At 59.2% G+C, this 18,103-nt stretch carries 19 protein-coding genes; 15 read left to right on the forward strand and 4 right to left on the reverse strand.

Annotated elements, in window-relative coordinates; genetic code table 11:
* Nucleotides 1–93: 93 nt before the first annotated feature.
* The gene (locus CJ178_RS28460; RefSeq protein WP_179300857.1) at nucleotides 94–1,320 is read right to left on the reverse strand and encodes a hypothetical protein; all 1,227 of its coding nucleotides are present in this window, start codon (nucleotides 1,318–1,320) and stop codon (nucleotides 94–96) included.
* Nucleotides 1,321–1,813: 493 nt separating this feature from the next.
* Between CJ178_RS28460 and CJ178_RS28465 the strand changes: the two genes are divergently transcribed.
* The 7 genes from CJ178_RS28465 (at nucleotide 1,814) to CJ178_RS28495 (ending at nucleotide 8,466) form a co-directional block, all read left to right on the forward strand.
* A complete protein-coding gene (locus CJ178_RS28465; RefSeq protein ID WP_095888511.1) occupies nucleotides 1,814–1,999 on the forward strand; it encodes a hypothetical protein in 186 nt (61 codons plus the stop codon).
* Entirely contained in the window at nucleotides 1,996–2,583 is a 588-nt protein-coding gene (locus CJ178_RS28470) for a hypothetical protein (RefSeq protein ID WP_095888512.1), read from the forward strand. Before CJ178_RS28465 ends, CJ178_RS28470 begins: the two co-directional genes overlap by 4 nt.
* Nucleotides 2,584–2,872: 289 nt before the next feature.
* Nucleotides 2,873–3,739, forward strand: coding sequence for a hypothetical protein (locus CJ178_RS28475; protein WP_143547548.1), 867 nt, complete (start codon nucleotides 2,873–2,875; stop codon nucleotides 3,737–3,739).
* Nucleotides 3,739–4,062, forward strand: a complete 324-nt coding sequence (locus CJ178_RS28480; protein WP_179300858.1) for a hypothetical protein — start codon at nucleotides 3,739–3,741, stop codon at nucleotides 4,060–4,062. Before CJ178_RS28475 ends, CJ178_RS28480 begins: the two co-directional genes overlap by 1 nt.
* Before the next feature lies 1 nt (nucleotide 4,063).
* A complete protein-coding gene (locus tag CJ178_RS28485; RefSeq protein ID WP_095888515.1) occupies nucleotides 4,064–5,692 on the forward strand; it encodes a DNA primase family protein in 1,629 nt (542 codons plus the stop codon).
* A gap of 667 nt (nucleotides 5,693–6,359) precedes the next feature.
* A complete protein-coding gene (locus CJ178_RS28490; protein ID WP_143547550.1) occupies nucleotides 6,360–6,839 on the forward strand; it encodes a hypothetical protein in 480 nt (159 codons plus the stop codon).
* A 283-nt stretch (nucleotides 6,840–7,122) separates the two neighbouring features.
* Nucleotides 7,123–8,466 carry a tyrosine-type recombinase/integrase gene (locus CJ178_RS28495; RefSeq protein ID WP_095888517.1) on the forward strand — a complete coding sequence of 448 codons (1,344 nt, stop codon included), beginning with the start codon at nucleotides 7,123–7,125 and terminating at the stop codon, nucleotides 8,464–8,466.
* Here the strand turns inward: CJ178_RS28495 and CJ178_RS28500 are convergent.
* Together CJ178_RS28500 and CJ178_RS28505 are read right to left on the reverse strand one after the other, a co-directional pair.
* The gene (locus tag CJ178_RS28500; RefSeq protein WP_095888518.1) at nucleotides 8,456–9,784 is read right to left on the reverse strand and encodes a hypothetical protein; all 1,329 of its coding nucleotides are present in this window, start codon (nucleotides 9,782–9,784) and stop codon (nucleotides 8,456–8,458) included. The two genes, CJ178_RS28495 and CJ178_RS28500, sit on opposite strands and share 11 nt — an antisense overlap.
* A gap of 231 nt (nucleotides 9,785–10,015) precedes the next feature.
* On the reverse strand, nucleotides 10,016–10,987 hold the full coding sequence (locus CJ178_RS28505; RefSeq protein WP_095888519.1) for a pseudouridine synthase: 972 nt from the start codon (nucleotides 10,985–10,987) through the stop codon (nucleotides 10,016–10,018).
* A gap of 517 nt (nucleotides 10,988–11,504) precedes the next feature.
* Between CJ178_RS28505 and CJ178_RS28510 the strand changes: the two genes are divergently transcribed.
* Complete coding sequence (locus tag CJ178_RS28510) at nucleotides 11,505–12,431, forward strand: glycoside hydrolase family 43 protein (protein WP_095888520.1); 927 nt, start codon at nucleotides 11,505–11,507, stop codon at nucleotides 12,429–12,431.
* 26 nt (nucleotides 12,432–12,457) lie between these two features.
* On the opposite strand, the gene CJ178_RS28515 is transcribed toward CJ178_RS28510, so the two are convergent.
* Nucleotides 12,458–13,300: a PE-PPE domain-containing protein gene (locus CJ178_RS28515; protein WP_095888723.1), complete on the reverse strand. Its 843-nt coding sequence runs from the start codon at nucleotides 13,298–13,300 to the stop codon at nucleotides 12,458–12,460.
* A gap of 109 nt (nucleotides 13,301–13,409) precedes the next feature.
* Here CJ178_RS28515 and CJ178_RS28520 point away from each other — a divergent pair, with 109 nt between their 5' ends.
* From CJ178_RS28520 to CJ178_RS28550, 7 genes are all read left to right on the forward strand, one after another.
* Entirely contained in the window at nucleotides 13,410–14,375 is a 966-nt protein-coding gene (locus tag CJ178_RS28520; RefSeq protein ID WP_033234485.1) for an L-lactate dehydrogenase, read from the forward strand.
* Nucleotides 14,376–14,415: 40 nt separating this feature from the next.
* Nucleotides 14,416–14,799: a phage holin family protein gene (locus tag CJ178_RS28525; RefSeq protein WP_033234484.1), complete on the forward strand. Its 384-nt coding sequence runs from the start codon at nucleotides 14,416–14,418 to the stop codon at nucleotides 14,797–14,799.
* Between the two features lie 2 nt (nucleotides 14,800–14,801).
* Nucleotides 14,802–15,164 (forward strand): VOC family protein, encoded by a 363-nt coding sequence (locus CJ178_RS28530; RefSeq protein ID WP_045069430.1) that lies wholly within the window; start codon nucleotides 14,802–14,804, stop codon nucleotides 15,162–15,164.
* A 79-nt stretch (nucleotides 15,165–15,243) separates the two neighbouring features.
* Nucleotides 15,244–15,720 carry an SRPBCC family protein gene (locus CJ178_RS28535; protein WP_033234482.1) on the forward strand — a complete coding sequence of 159 codons (477 nt, stop codon included), beginning with the start codon at nucleotides 15,244–15,246 and terminating at the stop codon, nucleotides 15,718–15,720.
* A 32-nt stretch (nucleotides 15,721–15,752) separates the two neighbouring features.
* On the forward strand, nucleotides 15,753–17,090 hold the full coding sequence (locus CJ178_RS28540; RefSeq protein ID WP_095888724.1) for a WS/DGAT domain-containing protein: 1,338 nt from the start codon (nucleotides 15,753–15,755) through the stop codon (nucleotides 17,088–17,090).
* Nucleotides 17,091–17,102: 12 nt separating this feature from the next.
* Nucleotides 17,103–17,666, forward strand: coding sequence for a mismatch-specific DNA-glycosylase (locus CJ178_RS28545; protein WP_095888521.1), 564 nt, complete (start codon nucleotides 17,103–17,105; stop codon nucleotides 17,664–17,666).
* A 52-nt stretch (nucleotides 17,667–17,718) separates the two neighbouring features.
* Nucleotides 17,719–18,069 carry a hypothetical protein gene (locus CJ178_RS28550; RefSeq protein WP_095888522.1) on the forward strand — a complete coding sequence of 117 codons (351 nt, stop codon included), beginning with the start codon at nucleotides 17,719–17,721 and terminating at the stop codon, nucleotides 18,067–18,069.
* Nucleotides 18,070–18,103: the final 34 nt, after the last annotated feature.

The following is an 18,103-nucleotide window of genomic DNA, read 5'->3' on the forward strand; positions in this document are numbered from 1 at the left end:
CGCCCTCGCTGAGTGAGGCATCTTCCAGGCCCGGAGGCGTCAACCCTGGACCCCAGCCATATTCGCCTGCAACCGCTTCAGAGTTGCGCGCCATCACGACCACGCCCAAGTCGGCGCGGTGTAGGTCGTACCAGCAGTTACCTGAACCACGCACGCAGCAGAGCGGTATCGAACACCACAGCCGAAACTCCGCTGGAAGAAGCTGTCCTGCAGCGGGTACCGCTGGTCACGGCCAGCCAAGAGCCTGAGGCCCTGATATGCGGGGTTCACATGCTGACGGAAAGCAACAGGATTCAGGCTGCTATTCGGCCCACCTGTCGCAACTACGGCCAGATAACCCTGTGGCACAAAGTAGCTGGGGATAATCCACACAGGTCCGTAGCTGCCGGAAACTTCCAGACCACCGAACTCCGCTGGAGCAACTTGACCGACGATATTCTCGGTCGTCAAGTAGGCCGGGGCGCTGGCCGACGGAATGAAGTCGAACTTGCTGACAACTCCGTTGGTCTCGATCCCAGCACGGAACGTCGATATCTCTTCAGCCTCTGCAGGATTGCAGAGAACGATTAGGCGAGTGTTGCCGCTCGTGCCGAATCCCTTGCTGCGCACCTGATTGATCGCGTCCACCAAGTCGCCCGGATCAACCACTGCATTCCCAGACGCAAGATAGTGCGAGTTGCTCGCCAGAAACGTCCTTCCAGCATGCGGGGGCGGCGTCATGCCGTCGGTACCGTTCCACAGGCCGAAAACGCGGTGGCCATGCTCGTTCAAGCCCTGCGTCGGGTTGAACAACCGCCGCAGCACTGTCCCGGTGACCTTGCGATTGTCGGCCTCGAGCGCACTGTTGATGCTGGCTTTTACCTGTTCTGCTGATGCGGCTCGAAGGAACTTCCAGGTCATACGTGACGCAAGGTCGTAATCCTTGAAGTCATAGCCAAGGAGGAGGGCGTCGGGATTGCTGTGAATTCCTTCCGGCTCGCCGTACTCCGATGCTTCCTCGAAATTTTCAGCGGCGACCTGCTGCGGAATCGCGTCGCCGACATTTGTAGTCGAGTAGCTGATCAGTGAAGCCAGGGCGGACCGCTGACGGTTATAGAGCGACATTGCCGTGGCGACTTCATTCCAGATACTCGCTAAATCGACGCCGTCGGCAGTTTGATTCACCAGAACGTCGCCCTGCGCGGAATAACCACCGTCGCCACCTGAAGCAAACAATGCAGCAACGGCCTCGACGGTTGCCAAACTGGCGGCGGTAGCGGGGTGTGAGAGCAACGGGCGGGAATTCCAAGTGCGGGTATCAGCTGAACGAGTAGTGGTCATTGGGTGCTCCAATTCGATGATCAGCGAGAAATCGCTGTAAGACGGGCGATGGAACCAAGCACCTGCTCTGGTTCTGGGAAGCCGGTCTCCGACCGAACTGAAATACGACGCGACACAACCGCGTGGCAGAAAATGAGAGCACTGCTCTCCTTATGTAAGTGTACCACCCTGTGCAGCAACAGATTTGGGCGAAGCATGCTCAGTGCTGCGCGTCGTTGTGTGGTGGCTACATCCCGTGGTAGGTTGCTTTCAACGCGCCGGCTTAGCGGCCAGATGTGTGGGTGACCTGGGGTCATCATGTGAGAGCGGAGCTCTGCATCAGTTCCAGAAATTTCTGGGAGATGCATTGAGTTTCGCTCTTTTGCGTTCTCCCGGATTGAACCGAGAGGAATCCGCAATGTCTCGTCAAGCTTCTGCGACGCTAGACCCCGCCGCGATCGCAGTCACAAAAATCGAAGTTGGCCCTGCTCCCGTCGTGCCGGGGATCGAACCTATGGACGTCAACGACCTGGACGAACGCCAGGTGTTCGCCTACTTGAGTGCGATCAATGCGCACATTACGCGCCGAATGGTACGAGTTTCAGTGTTGCGCAAGGATCTTCGTGGGGTTCGTCATGGGAACAAGAATCTCTTCTCACGTCGTTCGGCGTTGGCATGGATGACTGGCGGTGCAGCATGAATGCAATGTTTGACGAGGCGGCCTGGACACGAGCCGAGGCTGATCGTATCGGCGCGATGATTCGCGATGTGGAGCGCTTCGATCGCGGGTTCGGCAAGACCGAGCTGGGGAATCGCAAGATGCTGAGGTTGGTAGACCGGCATCGCGCGGCTGCTCGGTTCTTCGGTGAGCCGGATGACCCTGGCTTCTGCCTCTTTTCGAGTACTCCGACGATTGGCGAATTCAGCTCTAACAACCCCGACCATCTGCTCGCGCCAATCGTCTTGCCCGCGTGGGATCAATGCCTTGCCTTTGTAATCCGTGGTACCTGGACGGTCGAGAAACTGCTCGGTAGCGGTGAACTGTTGGAGAAGGCCGGAACCATGAATCCCGAAGTGAAGAGCCGACTGAAACGCACCCGTTGCTCTTGGCATGAAGGGCCGATCAGGCCTGACCGAGACGGCGGAACACGTTGCTCACTATTGACGGTGACTCGCGGTCAGTACGTCGGTGTGTGGTGGGTGTGCGCTCACTGCCGTGAGAGTCTCGAGCGTCGGCACCCCGGGAGCCTCAGTTGGTGCGTCCCGGCGAGGGAGCCCTCATGATTGCCGTGCGGTGGGTGGGATTCAACCAGCGAGCAGTCTCGACGCAATCTCGGATATTCCGAGCTGGAATGGGTGAGAAACTCCTCGCTATTCCATTGAAAAGTATTATGCAGCAACATAACCCGTGTTTATGGCGGTGGTAGGGTAGGCATTGCCTTGGTAATGGCACAGCAAAACGCCCGTCCTACCTTGGGCAAGGAGTTCGACGGGCGCCTGCTGAATATGAAATCGGCTTCCGAGATCGCGACTTTTTCGGGCTGGTTCCCATCTTCATTTGAAAGGGTCAACCGTGGCTAACAATACCAGTACCGTTGTGCCGGTACAAGTTACAGAAGCTTCGAGCGTTGCGGACGTATGGCGGGCTTTGGGCTTCCAATCCAACGAGATTGCGTCTCTGCTTGCTGTAGATCCAGCGACGCACCGCACCGACTCGAAGCTGCACCCTCTCGTGGAATACGAAGCTGCCGAGCTGGATATCCCCGACGACGTCAATCTGTACTTTGGAGTGAATCCTCGACGTGAGGGTCTCGAGTACGGGCGCGGTGGTGAAATCGACGTCACCCGCGTGGTGACTCTGTTTGCCGACCTGGATGTTAAGGGCGGTGCCCTCGGGTCGATAAAGGAATGCCACCGTGTGGTGGGGAAGCTGACCAACGCTCTCGGTATCAAGCCTGTGGTGCTCATCGAGACCGGGCGAGGACTCCAACCGTTCTGGCGAATCGCCAATACAGTGAGTTCCCCGAACGTGATCCACGACGAAGATGACCGGCTGGCCTGGAAGATCCTGCTCGCACGCTTCGGTGGCCTGGTGCAGCAGATCGTGGACGAAGTACACCCTGGCGCGAGGATCGACGACGTGTACGAGCTTGCCCGTGTGTTGCGATGCCCCGGTTCGGTGAATAACAAGTACGACGATCGACCCATCGTGACAGCAACCGTCAACGCCGAGGCTCGCGCCGTCAGCCGGAATAAGCTGCTCGCGACGTTGGATCGGCGAGACGCTCGTTCGCTGGGAGGTCCGGTGAGCCGACCGACTCCTAAGGTTGCGACCGATCTGGAAGATGCCGAACAGGGATTCAGGCGGTCCCCCGCTGGGACGCCAATTACGACGACATGGGCGCGGCCCTGCGGTGGCACTGCAACTACCGCGACATGATGGACAAGTTCGCGCACGGTACAGATGACGACACGTCGGCTCATAACCTGATGCGGAACCGCGTATTCCACGCCATCAATTGCGCCACCGAAGGAGAAGCTGGTCTCGGTTTAGCGCTCGGCCTGATTCGTGACGCATATCAGGAGACGATGAAGCTTCGTCGCGAAGGCGAGCTGGCTGGTGAGGGGCGTTCGCAGGTTGCTGCTGAAGACGACTTCAATCGGGCGGTCAAGGGTGCCGTCTCGTCGGCGCGGTATCAGGCTCCGGCAGACGGAGATCGCGAGCGTATCGCGCTGACTGCTTCGGCTGAAGTGGAGGCCTGACATGTTCTACGACCTCATAGAGAACCAGGACGGCACTCAGAATATGCGCTTTGGATCGGCCGACTCTTCGGCCGAGACGAAACCGACAGGAAGGGGTGATGAGCAGAGGCGACGCTCGCGGCTCCTCCGTGCAGTCGATGACGGCGATGTGAGGCACGCCAGGGCGCAGATGGAAGCAGAGGCTGTGAATCACTGGCCTAATCCGAACGAACCCACGAAGGTCGCTAGGAAGCTGGTCGAACGGAAGGCGTTCAGCGGTGGCTCTCCGCTCTTCTGGCAAGAGGATTGGATGATCTGGACCGGCTCACACTGGAGCCGCGTCGGTAAGAACGATGTCAGCTCAGACCTTCGGAAGATTTTTGAGAAGGGGATGTATCTCAAGTCCGCGAAGAATGACGACGGCATGGAGCAAACTCCGCTTCCGTGGAATCCCAACCGGCGCAGTCTAGGTGAGGTGATGGATGCGCTCCGTGACATCTCTCTGGTGAAGAGCGACACGCCAGTGCCCGCGTGGATCAGCGCCGACGGCACGGTCGCGGGTGGCCACGTCTACGGCGACCCGCAGCATTGGATCGCGTTCAAAAACGGCCTGTTCCGCTGGACCGATCGAGAGTTCGTTGCGTGTACGAGGGAGTTCTTCAACGAGTCGTCTTTGCCGTTCGCGTACGAACGAGATGCGCCAGCCCCGGAGCTGTGGCTGCGGAGCTTGAAGCAGTGGTTCGCAGACGACCCGGAAGCGATTCAGCTCCTGCAGGAGTGGTTCGGGTATGTGATTTCGGGGCGTACGGACTTGCAAGCCGCGCTCTACATTCAAGGCGTCGCTGGATCCGGCAAGTCCAAGGTTCGCGGTGTGCTGGAGATGCTCATCGGAAAGACGAACGTCGGACCGATGAGTACCAGCCAACTGACCAACGACAACTTTGGTCTGGAAGGTGCAATCGGCAAGTTGTTGTTGTCGTTCCCTGACGCAACGTTCGGCGCGAACGCGAGAAACACAGTTGAGAAGTTCAAGGAGATCATCGGAGGCGATGCGATTGCCATCCGAAGAAAGAACAGAACTGACTGGAGTGGAACGCTTCCCGGCCGGATGATGTTCACGTCAAACCACGCGCCGCATTTCCCCGACAACTCCGGTGCTCCGCTGGATCGCCTCTATACCTTGGCGATGAACCGCAAGTTCCGCGGGACGGAGGCCATGAATTCCGGGCTGGACGAGGAACTGAAGGGAGAAGCGTCGGGGATTCTCAACTGGGCTTTGGACGGACTGAATCGCCTGAACGCTCGAGGGCGGTTCGTGCAACCGGAGTCCGGCCGCGAAGTGCTACAGGATGCCGCCGAGATCGGTTCACCCCTCGGAGCTTTCGTCCGCGAGAGCTGCGAAGTCGGCCCCGAGCGATGGGTTTGGACGAAAGACCTCTATGTCACCTACAGAACGTGGTGTGAGCAGAACGGTCATCGACCGTTGGCGAGCAACAAGTTCGGAGCTGAGCTGAAGTCCTACATGCTTGCATCGCATCCCGACGCCCATCGCGACAAGAAAGACAAGGGGGAGGACAGGAAGCCGACGTACTACGGGCTCGCTTTGAAGGAACCTGAGTCGCGGACTATTAGGTACAAGACCGCGAACTGACCGTTGAATCGCAGAGCGTCAGTGGCGCAGCATAAGTGGATCGCTGACGGTCTGCAGGTCTCGACTGCAGTCACAGGGGTTGACGTAGCAGTGACGTAGCTTGACGGTGCTGGTTGTTCAGCACTACGTCACGCATTTGTGCAGGTAAAGGGCTATTTTTAAACAGTTTGACGTAGTTGACGTAGTAAAAGTGTTGTATCTGGTTATATAGAAAATTAACAGGGTGCTGGTGTGTGGGGCATCGTGTATGGGGCAGTGGGGGTGTATTTACGTTACAAGCCCCAAGGGTAGGTGGTTACTACGTCACACCACGTCAAGGCCAAAATATGCCTCTTACCTGCACAAATGCACGGCACAGTACTACGCCACAAGTGCGTCAAGCACTACGTCAGACGTGCTCCGCGGCGGTCGATACACACCTCGCGGACAATCCGAACACCAATCAACGAGAGGAATCTCAATGTTCGAACAGAATGAATCTCAGAACCCATCGAATCGTATTGTGGAGTGGAAGGACGGCAGAACCCCTCGGCCAGAAAGCATTTGCACTGCGCACAGGTCCAACGGCGTTCCTTGCCGCAAGCAGCGCGTCACCGGTGCGACGGTCTGCACGACTCACGGAGGCCGAGCTCCCCAAGTGAAGGAGAAGGCGCGCATCCGGCTTGAGATGGCTGGCGACAAACTCGCAAAAGAATTGCTGCGCATAGCTATTGATGATCCTGACGTTCCCGATGCTCTCAGGCTTGCGGCTGTGCGAGATGCTCTCTCGCGGATTGGCATCACCGAGAAGACGGCCGTCGAAGTTCAGGTCGGTCCGACGAAGCCTTTCGAGGAATTGCTCACGGATATGTTCGTCGGTGGCAGCAGAGCCGAAAGCCGTGCAGCGCGAAGCGTTGTGGACGAATCCGCCTTCGGCTGGATCGACGCCGAACTGGTAGATGACGGAGGTGACGACTTGGATGGCCACAACCGCGACGACGTTGACTCGAGGTCGGCGCGTCCTGCTGTCAGTGAATTACCTGCGCCGGTAGTCGTTCGCGATGCCGTTCCGATGAATGGTCTTCTCTCGCTTGAGGATGCGTTGAATCAGCTACGTGACACATCGCCGCCACCCGCGCCGTACGCGCGCCGCCGCAGGGGCAGGTAGGCCGTTCGTTGCCGTCTGAGCGTCCTGTGTGCGGGCTTGCGGTGGCTGGGTGCGCCCGCGCACAGGTTGGCGAGAGGTCAAGCGCACATCCGACGTGTGAATCCCGAAATCTCCTGTGAAATCGCCATTTTGGGGCTAGATCAGGGCTAGGAGTGGGTCACTCTAGCCGATCCGTGCAGGTGAAACATCAAGTCTGACAGCGTAAATGGCGTGTGAGCTGAACGTTTGGACATGTACGCTGGCGTAGACAGGTTGCGGGACAATGGATTAGAGGAGCGGGAATATGGGAGCCAATCGCTACGCGATCAGGGAGCAGACCACAGGGCGCTATCAGGCGCGGTGGTATGACGACGCAGGGAAACGTCGCAGCAAGACGTTTACAACCAAGACTGAGGCCAAGAAGTTTCTCGACAACATCAAGAGCGATCGCAATCGTGGCGACTACATCGACCCCAACGAAGCTCGCCGCACCTTCCGTGAAGTAGCGGAACTGTGGTTCGGCAGTCGCAACCTGCGACCAAAGACGGCGCGGTCGTACCGGACGATCTTGGATCAGCGGCTCTATCCCACCTTCGCGGATCGGCCAATTGGCAGCATCACCACCTTGGATATCGCTGCGTGGATCACCGACCTGTCGTTGCACGGCAAGCGGATCAACCACAACAACAAGGGTGAGGCAGACCTGTCCAACACGAACACCCTGCGAGACCAGCAACGTAAGGAACGGCTTGCGGAGCAACGACGACAGAACGGCGAACCTGAACCGGTAGGCGCTCCGCTGGCAGCGGGCACGGTGGGGAACGCAGTGCGAGTGATGAACCAAGTTCTCGACGCAGCAGTGCGAGCACGGTACCTGCGTGGCAATCCGGCTAACGGACTCACTCGCGACGACATGCCCAAGCATCACCGTGAGGAGCCGGCGTTCCTGACTGCTCGTCAGGTGGAACAGTTGGCCGTTGCGATGGAAGGGCTTGTGCGCGAGGGGGTTAACGCCGACGACGCTTCAGGACTGGGGCTGCTGGTTCGGTTTGGGGCACAGACTGGAATGCGCGCTGGCGAGATATGCGGCCTCCGGTGGGAGAACGTGGACTTCTTGCGGAATCGGGTGACGGTCTCAGAGTCCATCAGCACCATCAACTCGGGGGAGTGGTACGTGGTGCCGCCTAAGACCAACAAGACGCGCACCGTGCCGCTACCGGCAGCATTGGCCGATGCCCTGGCCACCCACGCGGAAGGTCAAGCAAAGCGTGGAGCCTTCGACCCGGATATGTACGTCTGGCCGACCCCGCTCGTCAGTGCGAACAGTCCCTACGGTTCGACGCCGATGCACTGGGGCCGCGACTTCTATCTGACCTACTGGAAGAAGGCAGTCCAGCTCGCGGGAATGCCGAGCAAGCTGCGCGCTCACGACCTTCGGCATACCTGCGCGGCCTTGCTGATTGCCGCCAACGTACCTGCCAAGGCGATCCAGGCGCATCTGGGTCACAGCTCGTTCAAGGTGACGATGGATATCTACGGCCATCTGTACGAAGACGCCAGCGATGCCGTTACCGATGCAATGGGTGCTGCATTCGCAGCCCCGGCAGCAACACCGGAGCCAACGAACGTGCGAGCAATCAGGGGTTAGACCTGGTCTGCACGATCTTTTGCTGCCAGGTGTCGGCGATGTCACCAGGCAAATCGATGTTTTCCAACACTTCGCGTTTGTCTTGCTGATTCAGCCAAATCAGGAAGCTACGGTCTACGACATTCAGTTGTCGATGTGCCGAGTCGTAGTCAAAAACGATCGGGGTCATTCCATGCTGTACTTGTAGGCTAGCGAATGCTCGCAGCGCCTGTGTGACGTTTCCTGCGTTCAGGTCTTCGCCGCGAGGATGGTATGCCGCGAGGATACGGCGAATCTCACGCAATTCAAGCCCCGTCTCGTGTTCCGATACCGGCGTCATGATGATGGGAACAAGTAGCCATTTATACATCTGAAGATCAGTTGACCCGAAACCCTGTGCAAATCCAACCAGAAAGTCCATATACCGAGCAGACTGTCTATTTACAACATCTCGAACGATAGCTTTGGCATCCCCGCCGATGGTTCTCTTGACTTTGACCGTCTCGTATATATCGCTCTGTTCGAGCGCTTGGAAGCAGCTCTCTTGCACGACATAAATGCTGTCGTATGATTCGTCGACTAATGAATTCTTAAAATTGTCATCAAATTCCACATTGATGAGTTGCTCGCCCTGGTGAATGGCATCAAGAAGTTCGGCACTGCTCCACTTATCCGCGTTGATCGTGGTCACGCGGCCGGTGAGGTCACCGTTGTACTGGACCAATCTATTTTCCTGTAGCCAAACTCCGATAATGATAAACGTGTACTTTGAGCTTTCATGAAAAGCTTTTAATGCAACTGCGAAGCGTTTCTGGGTTTCGTCCGGCAAGTAGTGAAAATCTTCCAGAACTATCCATCCTGTAAATTTTGCGCGTTCCAGGGCTGTGATTATGTCATTTACATCGGCTGGATCCAACTCCAAGGCAACTTCGGTCACCTCCTTGCCTCGGGCACCTGTAAGCTCAGTGCCTACTTCTGCATCTACACCATTGCCGAACAATCTGGCCTTAAATCCACCCTTCGCGGTGATTTTAGCTTCCCCGGATGTTGCAATGGTTGTCGACTGCTCGACGGTGTACCCGAGTTGCTTAAGGACTGAACTCATCAGTTGCGGTAGGTTCCAAGTGTTCAGACACGTTACGACGACGTACTCAGACGGATCCAGGTGGTTCTTCCGCAGTGATGTTTTTCCCTGCTTCGAGCTCCCGTAGATAACCAAATGCTTGTCTCTAGCCAGGCTGTTCACCATCTCGGTATCGACGGATTTGCGGTATGCGTAGTTGAGCGGTATCTCGCGACTGATTCCGAACACCTCGGACGTCTTGTATGTCTTTGCCATGGACACATCTTGCCTGACTGTCCGGTTTGCAGATCTAGACGCGCCGGTCTGGGGCTAAAACGGGGCTAGCGGTGCGCGTTGAACTCACATTTGTGCAGGTAGGCGCGGAAAGCGAGTTTGGGCTAGCGTTCCGCTTCAACGTCTAAATCCTCTGTACTGTCGCAGGGCGATTATGCGCTCGCGTGGGTTATCAGCCGCGCGTATGCATAATCGCCCTGCGGCGTCTGGTCCTCACCCCACAGGCATCTCGCTGAGCGTCCGACGTGTGACAAACCGCCGCGGTCTCCCGGACAACGGGTCGGTGAATTCGAGTTCCCTCGCGAGCAATTGGAGTGGGAGGGAATGATCATCCGGCGCGTCGGGCAACAGGTCGGGGTATCGCCGGTCGCCCAGGATCCCGGCGCCGAGAGCCGCCAAATGCACCCGCAACTGATGCATCCGTCCGGAGTGCGGACGTAGAACCGTGTGCAGCACAGTACGTCCGGAGGCGCTCACGCCCGTCCCTCGCGCCTCGATCATGGTCTCGGAGTTAGGTTCACGGTTGTCGTCGACGAGGACCCGCAACTCGCCGCGCCGAGCTTCGATGTGGTTGCGGTAGACGAGGGGACCGTTGGATTCGCTGAGCCCCGGTGCGCCCTGGACCCACCGGGGCGGTCGCGCCGACACCGCCTCGTAGACCTTCGTGACCTGCCGCTTCTCGAACAGTGACTGGTACGCGCCGCGCGTCGCGGGGCGGGCCGAGAACATCACCACGCCTGCGGTGCCGCGGTCGAGTCGATGGATCGGGGTCAGATCTGGGTTGTCGAGGCGGACCCGCAGTCGGACAAGCGCAGACTCGCGCAGGTAGCGCCCACTGGGGGTGGTCGGGAGAAAATGTGGCTTGTCGATCACGACGAGGTCGTCGTCGACGTGCAGGATCTCCTCGTGGAACGGCACCGGGTCCTCCGCCGGTAACTCGCGGTAGTACCAGACGAACCGGTGCGCGCTGAGCTCGGTGCTCCGGCAGATCGGGTGGCCGTCGATACCCACGAACTCGCCGTCGTCGAACCGCCGATATAAGTTTTCGGCGTCCAGATGGTCGAACTTCGCCACGACGTACTCGGCGATCGTCGCCCACGGCCCGGACGGTGGGATGCGTAGGCGCGTCGGGCCAACTCCGTTCTTGACGGGCAGCGGTGGGGACATGGACACGCAGGTCATCATCCCATCGACTGCTGATCAGCGGTGATTCGGTGTGGGCCTTGACGGAGACGTCCCCGCGGGGACGCCGGGACCAACTCGGAGCGGTGGCCACCCAGAGATTCTCGGTTCAGGAAAATCCGAAGTGCGCGTCTGATTCCTACACGTGACGACCCGAGGCCCTCAGCCGGGACAGCTGTTCGACCAACCTGAGGCGATGTTCTCTGAACCTCCGGACTGCATCACCGTTGTCGGTGAGTTCCGCGTCAGCCAGTAGGTATTCACAGTTGTCCAGCTGATCCGCCAAGGTCATCACCTGAAGTCACCTTTCATCGCCTGAATAAGTACCGATTCAGAATGCGGGCGGGGGACGGCTGGAGACATCCGCTGAACTACCTATCCAGGTACCTATAACGGCGTCCTCGCCATCGTCGGTAACGATCCAGCGACACCTGCGGTCAAAGTTGCGCATGGTTCGCCTGTTGTCGTAGATACTTCACCGGTGAATCCGACAAAACGGACCGTCCTTTCTGCTGTATCGATGGTGATGCTTGTTGTCGCGGGATTGCTGGTCGCGGCCCCGGCCAGCGGCGCTGAGCCGTCGGCCTGGCGGTACACGATGGTGGCGTTCAGCAATGCCAGCGATCGCGACATGGATGTATTCGAGTCCGCGGACGGCACTGGATTCCAACTCGTCAAACCGTCGGCGTATCGGCCCCCGTCCGGGCTGGTACGTGATCCGAGCATCTTCCGGAATACAGACGGAATGTATTACCTCACCTACACAACGGGCGGAACGAGTATCGGCTTCGCACGCAGTAGCGACCGCATCACCTGGACACCTCTGGCGAACTATTCACTCCCGTTCTGCTGTGCCTTCATGCCAGGCACCGGGGACGGCACGGGTTCAGCGAGCCCGCCGGGTTTCTCGGGGTCGGCCGGCTTCAGCGACGGCCCGTCGTTGTCACCGTTCGTCACCAAAGCCTGGGCGCCCGAGTGGTTCGTCGACGGCGGCCGCGTCAACGTCATCGTGTCTATGTCGACCGGTGGAGGATTTGTGCCGTATCTGATGACGGCACTGGAACCGTCGCTGCGGTTGTGGAGCCTGCCTGTTCCGCTCGCCGGGATCGGTGCGGACCACATCGACACCACCGTGGTCAAGGTGGGATCGACCTATCATGCGTTCACCAAGAACGAGACGAAGAAGGTCATCGAGCATGCGGTCGCGCCGTCGGCGACGGGACCCTATTCCTTTGTCCCGCCGGGAAATTGGGGCACCTTGGTGGAGGGCCCAGCCTTGGCTCAGTTGCCGGACGGCACCTGGCGGCTCTATCTCGACGCCTATACCGAGGGGAAGTATCTCTATTCCGACAGCACGGATGGGTTGAGCACGTGGTCTGACGCGCAAGAGCTTCCGGGTCTGTCCGGGACGGTGCGCCATATCGGAGTGATGAGAGAGCCGGCGTAGCGGCGCCTACCCGCAGGGCTGCAGATTCAGGCTGCGGGGACGTGCTCCCTGACGTCCTGAGCCTGTGCCGTCATCCAATCAGCCAGCACTTGGCAACCCGTGCGTCCGCTGGCGTCGAAGGCCTCGCTCGCATAGCTGACATGCCGGCCGCCACGGGGGTTCCGGATCTGAAAGCGTCGCCAGCTCACAAGGCTCGGTAGGTATCCGAGGACTTCGAGGAAGGCGGTGCGTAGGCGTCGTAGATCTTTGCGCCATTGGCTCGGGCTGAATCGAGTCTTCTGCGCGTTCTGAAATGTGTTGCTGCGGAGCAGTTCCCACACCTTGTTCGCCCACACTCGCGCTTGGGTGAAGGACATCCAGCCAGTGAGGTCGGCGATATCACGAATGTAGCTGTCGTCGCTGGCATTGCAGATCAAGTCCTGCGGATGCCCGATCCACTTGGCCGGAATCCAGGACGGAATTTCAGGTCCGTCGCCGGCGACGCCGTACCCGTCGCAACCTGGGAGAACCCCCACTGGTTGCTGCGGATCGGAGATCAGCCCGATCCCGATGATGTTGCTGCCGTTCGCTTCTGGCAGGGCGGTGCGAATAACCGAGCATCCCTGGGAGTATCCGATGAGCATGACGGGTCCGCGGACCTCGGCGAGAGCTGCCAAGAGTGCCCGGGCGCCCATTTCGGTGCTCCGGCGAAAACTGGAGCCGCCGTCGGCAACAGGTCCGTACGATGCGGGGTAGCTCACCCACTTCGCGTCGAACCGATCGTCGAGTTCACGTGTGACAGCGCTCAGTAGTCCGACAACGTGGGTGCGGGTGTCACCGTCGTACGACTCGCCGGTGCCGCCGACTGCAAAAACCGTTACCTCTGTCATGTTCACCATGGTCTACGGCAATTCTGAGAGGTCTGCGATCAAAGCCTGAGAGAACGCTGGCAATCCCGATATCCTGCAGAATCGTTATAAAGGGCGCAACATCAAAGATATGACGACGGCATATCGCTCTCGGAAGAAGAAGGTTTCCATCGTCGGCGCCGGCAGTGTCGGCACGGCTATCGCCTATGCGTGCCTCATCCGCGGATCAGCGGACGTACTGGCCCTCTACGACACAAACGCCGCGAAGGTGCGAGCGGAAGTGCTCGATCTCAACCACGGCACTCAGTTCACCCCACCGTGTTCGGTGGACGGTGGTGACGACATCGCGGTCACCGCAGGGTCCGATCTGGTTGTAGTGACAGCCGGAGCCAAACAGAAACCCGGCCAGTCCCGTCTCGAGTTGGCGGCGGTCAACGTCAAGATCGTGCAGACCTTGACGGAGCAACTTCTCTCGCAGTCGCCCGAAGCAATCATTCTTTTTGTCAGCAATCCCGTCGACATCGCGACGTACGCAGCGGTTCAGGCCGCGGGTCGGCCGTACCGTCACCGGATTTTCGGATCCGGGACGGTGTTGGATACAGCACGTCTGCGCTTTCTCATGGCGTCGAAGTTGGGCGTGGCGGTCGAGAATGTGCACGCCTTCATCGTTGGCGAGCATGGGGACTCCGAAATTCCTTTGTGGTCCAGCGCCACCATCGGCGGGGTTCCGGCGACGGCATTTGTGGGTCCTTCGGGGAACACACTCGACAGCGCGATCCGTGACGAGGTCGCGACCGCGGTGGTGCAAAGCGCGTATCAGATCATCGAGGGCAAGGGCGCGACCAATCTGGCCATCGGATTGTCGAGCGCCTTCATGGTGGAGGTGGTGTTGCGCGACGAGCAGCGGGTGCTGCCGATTTCGACCCTGCAGAACGGGGTGCACGACCTCGAAGGGGTATGTCTGTCGTTGCCAACGCTGGTTGGTGGCGGCGGAGCCGGCCGAGTGCTGGAGGTGCCGTTGTCGGAAGGTGAACGCGAGGGTCTGCATGCGTCGGCGCGGGCATTGCGCGACGTTCAGGATTCTCTCGGATTGTGAAGTGCTGCCGTGACGTATATCGGGCATATAGGATCGGTTAATGATTAGTTTTCTGATTCGCGCCGCGATATTCCTCGGGTCTGCCGCGGTCGGACTTCTTGTTGCGACGTGGTTGCTTTCGGGGTTTTCTGTGAGCGCGTCGGGTTTCATCACGGCGGTTGTCATCTTTGCGATCGCGCAGTCGGTCCTGTCGCCGTTCATCGCCAAAATGGCTAAGCGCCACGCGCCGGCATTCCTCGGCGGAATCGGGTTGGTCTCGACTTTCGTCGCTCTGCTGATCGCATCGATTTTCGGCGGGCTGACAATCACCGGTGTGTCGACGTGGATTATGAGCACGGTCCTCGTGTGGCTTGTCACGGCCCTCGCGACTCTGCTGCTCCCACTCATCTTCGTGCGTAAGAAAGTTGCGGAGAAGAAGGCTTAGCGATGCACCCGGATATCGGAATGGACTACACAGTCCTGGACTGTCCGGATCCGGCTGCGCTGGCACGCTTCTACGAACAGGTTCTCGGATGGAGAATTGTTCGCGCGGAGGATGATTGGCACGTCATCGAAGGCCTGCCAGGTCAACGACTCGCGTTTCAACTTGCCCCGGGTTTTGTTCCGGTGGACTGGCCGAAGGTGGGTGTGGGAATCCACCTCGATCTCCTGGTAGAGGCTTTCGACCCGGCCGAGGAGTGGGTACTGAGCCTCGGAGCGCAACGCGTCGACGGGATTGCTGAGCATCCGACTTTCCGGGTCTACCGCGACCCGGTCGGCCATCACTTCTGCCTGTGCCTGCGCGATTGAGTTCTGTCTCGACGGCGGCAGCGTCACGGTGGATAATTCCGTCAGACTGATCGCCCCGAGAACTTCTGGAGAGACGACTATGGCTTCACCGAATTCCGACGAGTTTCTTGTCGAACGCTCCGCTGTGATCAATGCGGAGGCTGCCACAGTCTTCGATCTGATCAACGACTTCCACCGCTGGACCACCTGGTCCCCGTGGGAAGGACTGGACCCGGCGATGCAGCGGACATACTCGGGACCGGATTCCGGTGTTGGTGCGTCGTACGCCTGGTCTGGCAACAAGAAGGCCGGTTCAGGCTCGATGAAGATCACCGAATCGGTGCCGGGTAGCCGTGTTGTCTTGGATCTTTCCTTCCTCAAACCGTTCAAAGCGCAGAACGTCACGACGTTTCTTCTCGAACCGCAGGACAGTTCGACTCGGGTGACATGGCAAATGACAGGGAAGAAGAACTTCTTCTTCAAGATTTTCGGATTCATTTTCAGCATGGACAAGATGGTGGGCAAGGACTTCGAGAAGGGCCTTGCACAGTTGAAAGCCGAAGCCGAAAAGGGCTGATGCCGCGGTGGTACCGTCACCCGGTGTTACGGATGACGCCCACCGACGCCCAAACTTTCTGGATTTCGGAAAAGATCCCCAACGATCAACTCCTGCTGTACTGCTTCGAGGGGCAATCGGAATCGCTCGAGGATGTACGACGCGCGGTCCTCGATCGCGCGTCGTCGATTCCGGATCTGTGCGTGCGGATTCGTGAAGTGCCGTGGCATCTGGATTATCCGCTGTGGGAACCGATGCCGGTCGACCAGTCGTTGGTCGTGACGCATCGACTTCCCGACTCTTCGTGGGAGCAGTGCATCAACGCGATCGAGGTGTTGCTCGAGAACCACGTCAATCCGCGCGCGACACCCTGGCTGCTGCATCTTTTCGAAGGCGTGCGCGGCGCACCGCGCTGCGACGGCCCTGCGTTGATTGCCGTTCTGCAAGTGGCTCATTCGCTGGCGGACGGCAAGCGGGCGAGTGCTGTTGCCCGCACGCTGTTCTCGGCAGACGAGCCGAAAAGCACAGAGATCGACAGACGCTCGATCAGTTCGGTAGAAATACTCGCCCGGGCAGCACTGCGCCTGCCCGGCCAGATCTACCGACTGTTTCGCGACGGCCGCGCGGGTCATCAGGCTCAGCTACAACTCCAGGCCGATACCGAGTCGGGAGTTGTTGCGCCGCAGGCCCCGAACCGTCCGAAGGTTACCTCGAACATCGCCCCGGATGCGCACAGGCTTGTTCGGATGGTCGTGCGCGACGCGGCAGATCTCCGAGCCGACGGGGTCTCCGTGACAGTGGGGGCGATGACGGCTATCTCGGTGGCCATGACCAAGTACCTGCTGGCCGCCGATGGCGTCGTTCCTCCTGAGTTGGGCGCGGAGGTCACGATCGCGAAGGATGGAAAACCGAAATCGCGCAACCACTTCCGGAACGCAGGTGTCGGTTTGTTTCCGGAGGTGGCCGATCTTCGCGAGCGAGCCGAACGCATCACGGAATCGCTGGCCGAGCGCCGAGCGCGAGCAGCGCACCCATCCAGTGCGGCGTCGGACCGGGCGCTCGAGGCTGTTCCGGGGCCGCTGATTCGTTGGGGCGTGCAGCAATACGACTTCACCGCGATTCCCGAGACGGTGACGGGTAATACGGTGGTGTCGAGTGTTGCTCGCGGAGCCGCGGACTTGGTGTTCGGCGGCGCAACGGTGCGATTCACGGCAGGGTTTCCGAGCCTGTCGCCGGTCATGTCACTCACTCACGGTGTCCATGGAATCGGTGACACCGTGACCATCAGCATCACAACCAGTCCGTCGGCGATTGCGGATATCGATCACTACGAACAGTTGATGCATGACGCGATCGACGAGGTGCGCGATACCTTTGCGCGGCGGGTCTGATGTACTGGCACTATGGGATTCACGCGCGCGGAGTTGGAGTCGTATCGCGACGCCGAGATCGACGATCTGATCGGACCGGGTTGCCGATTGCTGTTCGTGGGTATCAACCCGGGATTGTGGACGGCGGCAACTGGTGCGCATTTTGCGAGGCCGGGTAACCGTTTCTATCCGGCGTTGTTGCGGGCAGGCATCATCGAACGCCCGATAGATCCGTCAGACGGTATGTCGGCAGCAGACACGCAACACCTGATCGATCGGGGAGTGGGCATCACGAATCTCGCTGTGCGGGCAACGGCGCGCGCCGATGAATTGACGCCGGAGGAGCTGGCAGCGGGTGGAGTTCGGGTGCGAAACGTCGTGCAGGAAACCAAGCCTGTTGTTGTTGCCTTCGCCGGGATCACCGCCTATCGAACAGCTTTCGGCAACAAGAAAGCCAAGGCCGGCCATCAGGACCATGATTTCGAGGGGGCGAAACTCTGGATCGTGCCCAATCCGAGTGGGCTCAATGCGCACGAAACGGTGGATACGCTCGCCGCTAAATACCGCGATGCGGCCCGGGACGCCGGAATCCTGTAACTGATAGCGGAGTTCGGTAAAAGCGGCGTGAACTAGGCGCTACAGTGCAGATATGTCATTTCTTTACAATATCTTTGTAGTTATTCATCTGCTCGGTATGGCGGCCCTTGTCGGTAGCTATTTCACAGTCCTGAAGGCTCCGAAGATCACCGAGGTCATGGTTTGGGGCGCGCGCGTCCAGTTCCTGTCCGGTCTCATCATCGTCGGACTCGGCGAAGGCGCCCTGGACAAGAATTACATTCACGCGAAGATCGCTGTGAAGCTTGTACTTTCACTGGCCATCGTCGCGTTGGCGGAGATCACGCGGGCCAGGCAGAAGAAGGGGCAGCCAAACCCCAACCTGGTACACGTGGTCGGCGGACTGTCCGTCGTGACTGTTTTTGTAGCTGCTCTCTGGACCTGACAAACCCACAAACAAGCCCCGGCGAATCGGAATT

The sequence above is a fragment of the Rhodococcus sp. ACPA4 genome (assembly GCF_002300185.1).
GTDB classification, from domain to species: domain Bacteria; phylum Actinomycetota; class Actinomycetes; order Mycobacteriales; family Mycobacteriaceae; genus Rhodococcus_F; species Rhodococcus_F globerula.

Coding starts and splice junctions, on each gene's coding strand:
- CJ178_RS28480 (WP_179300858.1), top strand. CDS start 3,739: ATGGACAAGTTCGCGCACGGTACAGATGACGACACGTCGGCTCATAAC.
- CJ178_RS28510 (WP_095888520.1), top strand. CDS start 11,505: ATGGTGATGCTTGTTGTCGCGGGATTGCTGGTCGCGGCCCCGGCCAGC.
- CJ178_RS28535 (WP_033234482.1), top strand. CDS start 15,244: ATGGCTTCACCGAATTCCGACGAGTTTCTTGTCGAACGCTCCGCTGTG.
- CJ178_RS28495 (WP_095888517.1), top strand. CDS start 7,123: ATGGGAGCCAATCGCTACGCGATCAGGGAGCAGACCACAGGGCGCTAT.
- CJ178_RS28540 (WP_095888724.1), top strand. CDS start 15,753: ATGACGCCCACCGACGCCCAAACTTTCTGGATTTCGGAAAAGATCCCC.
- CJ178_RS28520 (WP_033234485.1), top strand. CDS start 13,410: ATGACGACGGCATATCGCTCTCGGAAGAAGAAGGTTTCCATCGTCGGC.
- CJ178_RS28515 (WP_095888723.1), bottom strand. CDS start 13,300: ATGACAGAGGTAACGGTTTTTGCAGTCGGCGGCACCGGCGAGTCGTAC.
- CJ178_RS28505 (WP_095888519.1), bottom strand. CDS start 10,987: ATGATGACCTGCGTGTCCATGTCCCCACCGCTGCCCGTCAAGAACGGA.
- CJ178_RS28490 (WP_143547550.1), top strand. CDS start 6,360: ATGGCTGGCGACAAACTCGCAAAAGAATTGCTGCGCATAGCTATTGAT.
- CJ178_RS28550 (WP_095888522.1), top strand. CDS start 17,719: ATGTCATTTCTTTACAATATCTTTGTAGTTATTCATCTGCTCGGTATG.
- CJ178_RS28470 (WP_095888512.1), top strand. CDS start 1,996: ATGAATGCAATGTTTGACGAGGCGGCCTGGACACGAGCCGAGGCTGAT.
- CJ178_RS28485 (WP_095888515.1), top strand. CDS start 4,064: ATGTTCTACGACCTCATAGAGAACCAGGACGGCACTCAGAATATGCGC.
- CJ178_RS28500 (WP_095888518.1), bottom strand. CDS start 9,784: ATGGCAAAGACATACAAGACGTCCGAGGTGTTCGGAATCAGTCGCGAG.
- CJ178_RS28465 (WP_095888511.1), top strand. CDS start 1,814: ATGGACGTCAACGACCTGGACGAACGCCAGGTGTTCGCCTACTTGAGT.
- CJ178_RS28525 (WP_033234484.1), top strand. CDS start 14,416: ATGATTAGTTTTCTGATTCGCGCCGCGATATTCCTCGGGTCTGCCGCG.
- CJ178_RS28545 (WP_095888521.1), top strand. CDS start 17,103: ATGGGATTCACGCGCGCGGAGTTGGAGTCGTATCGCGACGCCGAGATC.
- CJ178_RS28460 (WP_179300857.1), bottom strand. CDS start 1,320: ATGACCACTACTCGTTCAGCTGATACCCGCACTTGGAATTCCCGCCCG.
- CJ178_RS28530 (WP_045069430.1), top strand. CDS start 14,802: ATGCACCCGGATATCGGAATGGACTACACAGTCCTGGACTGTCCGGAT.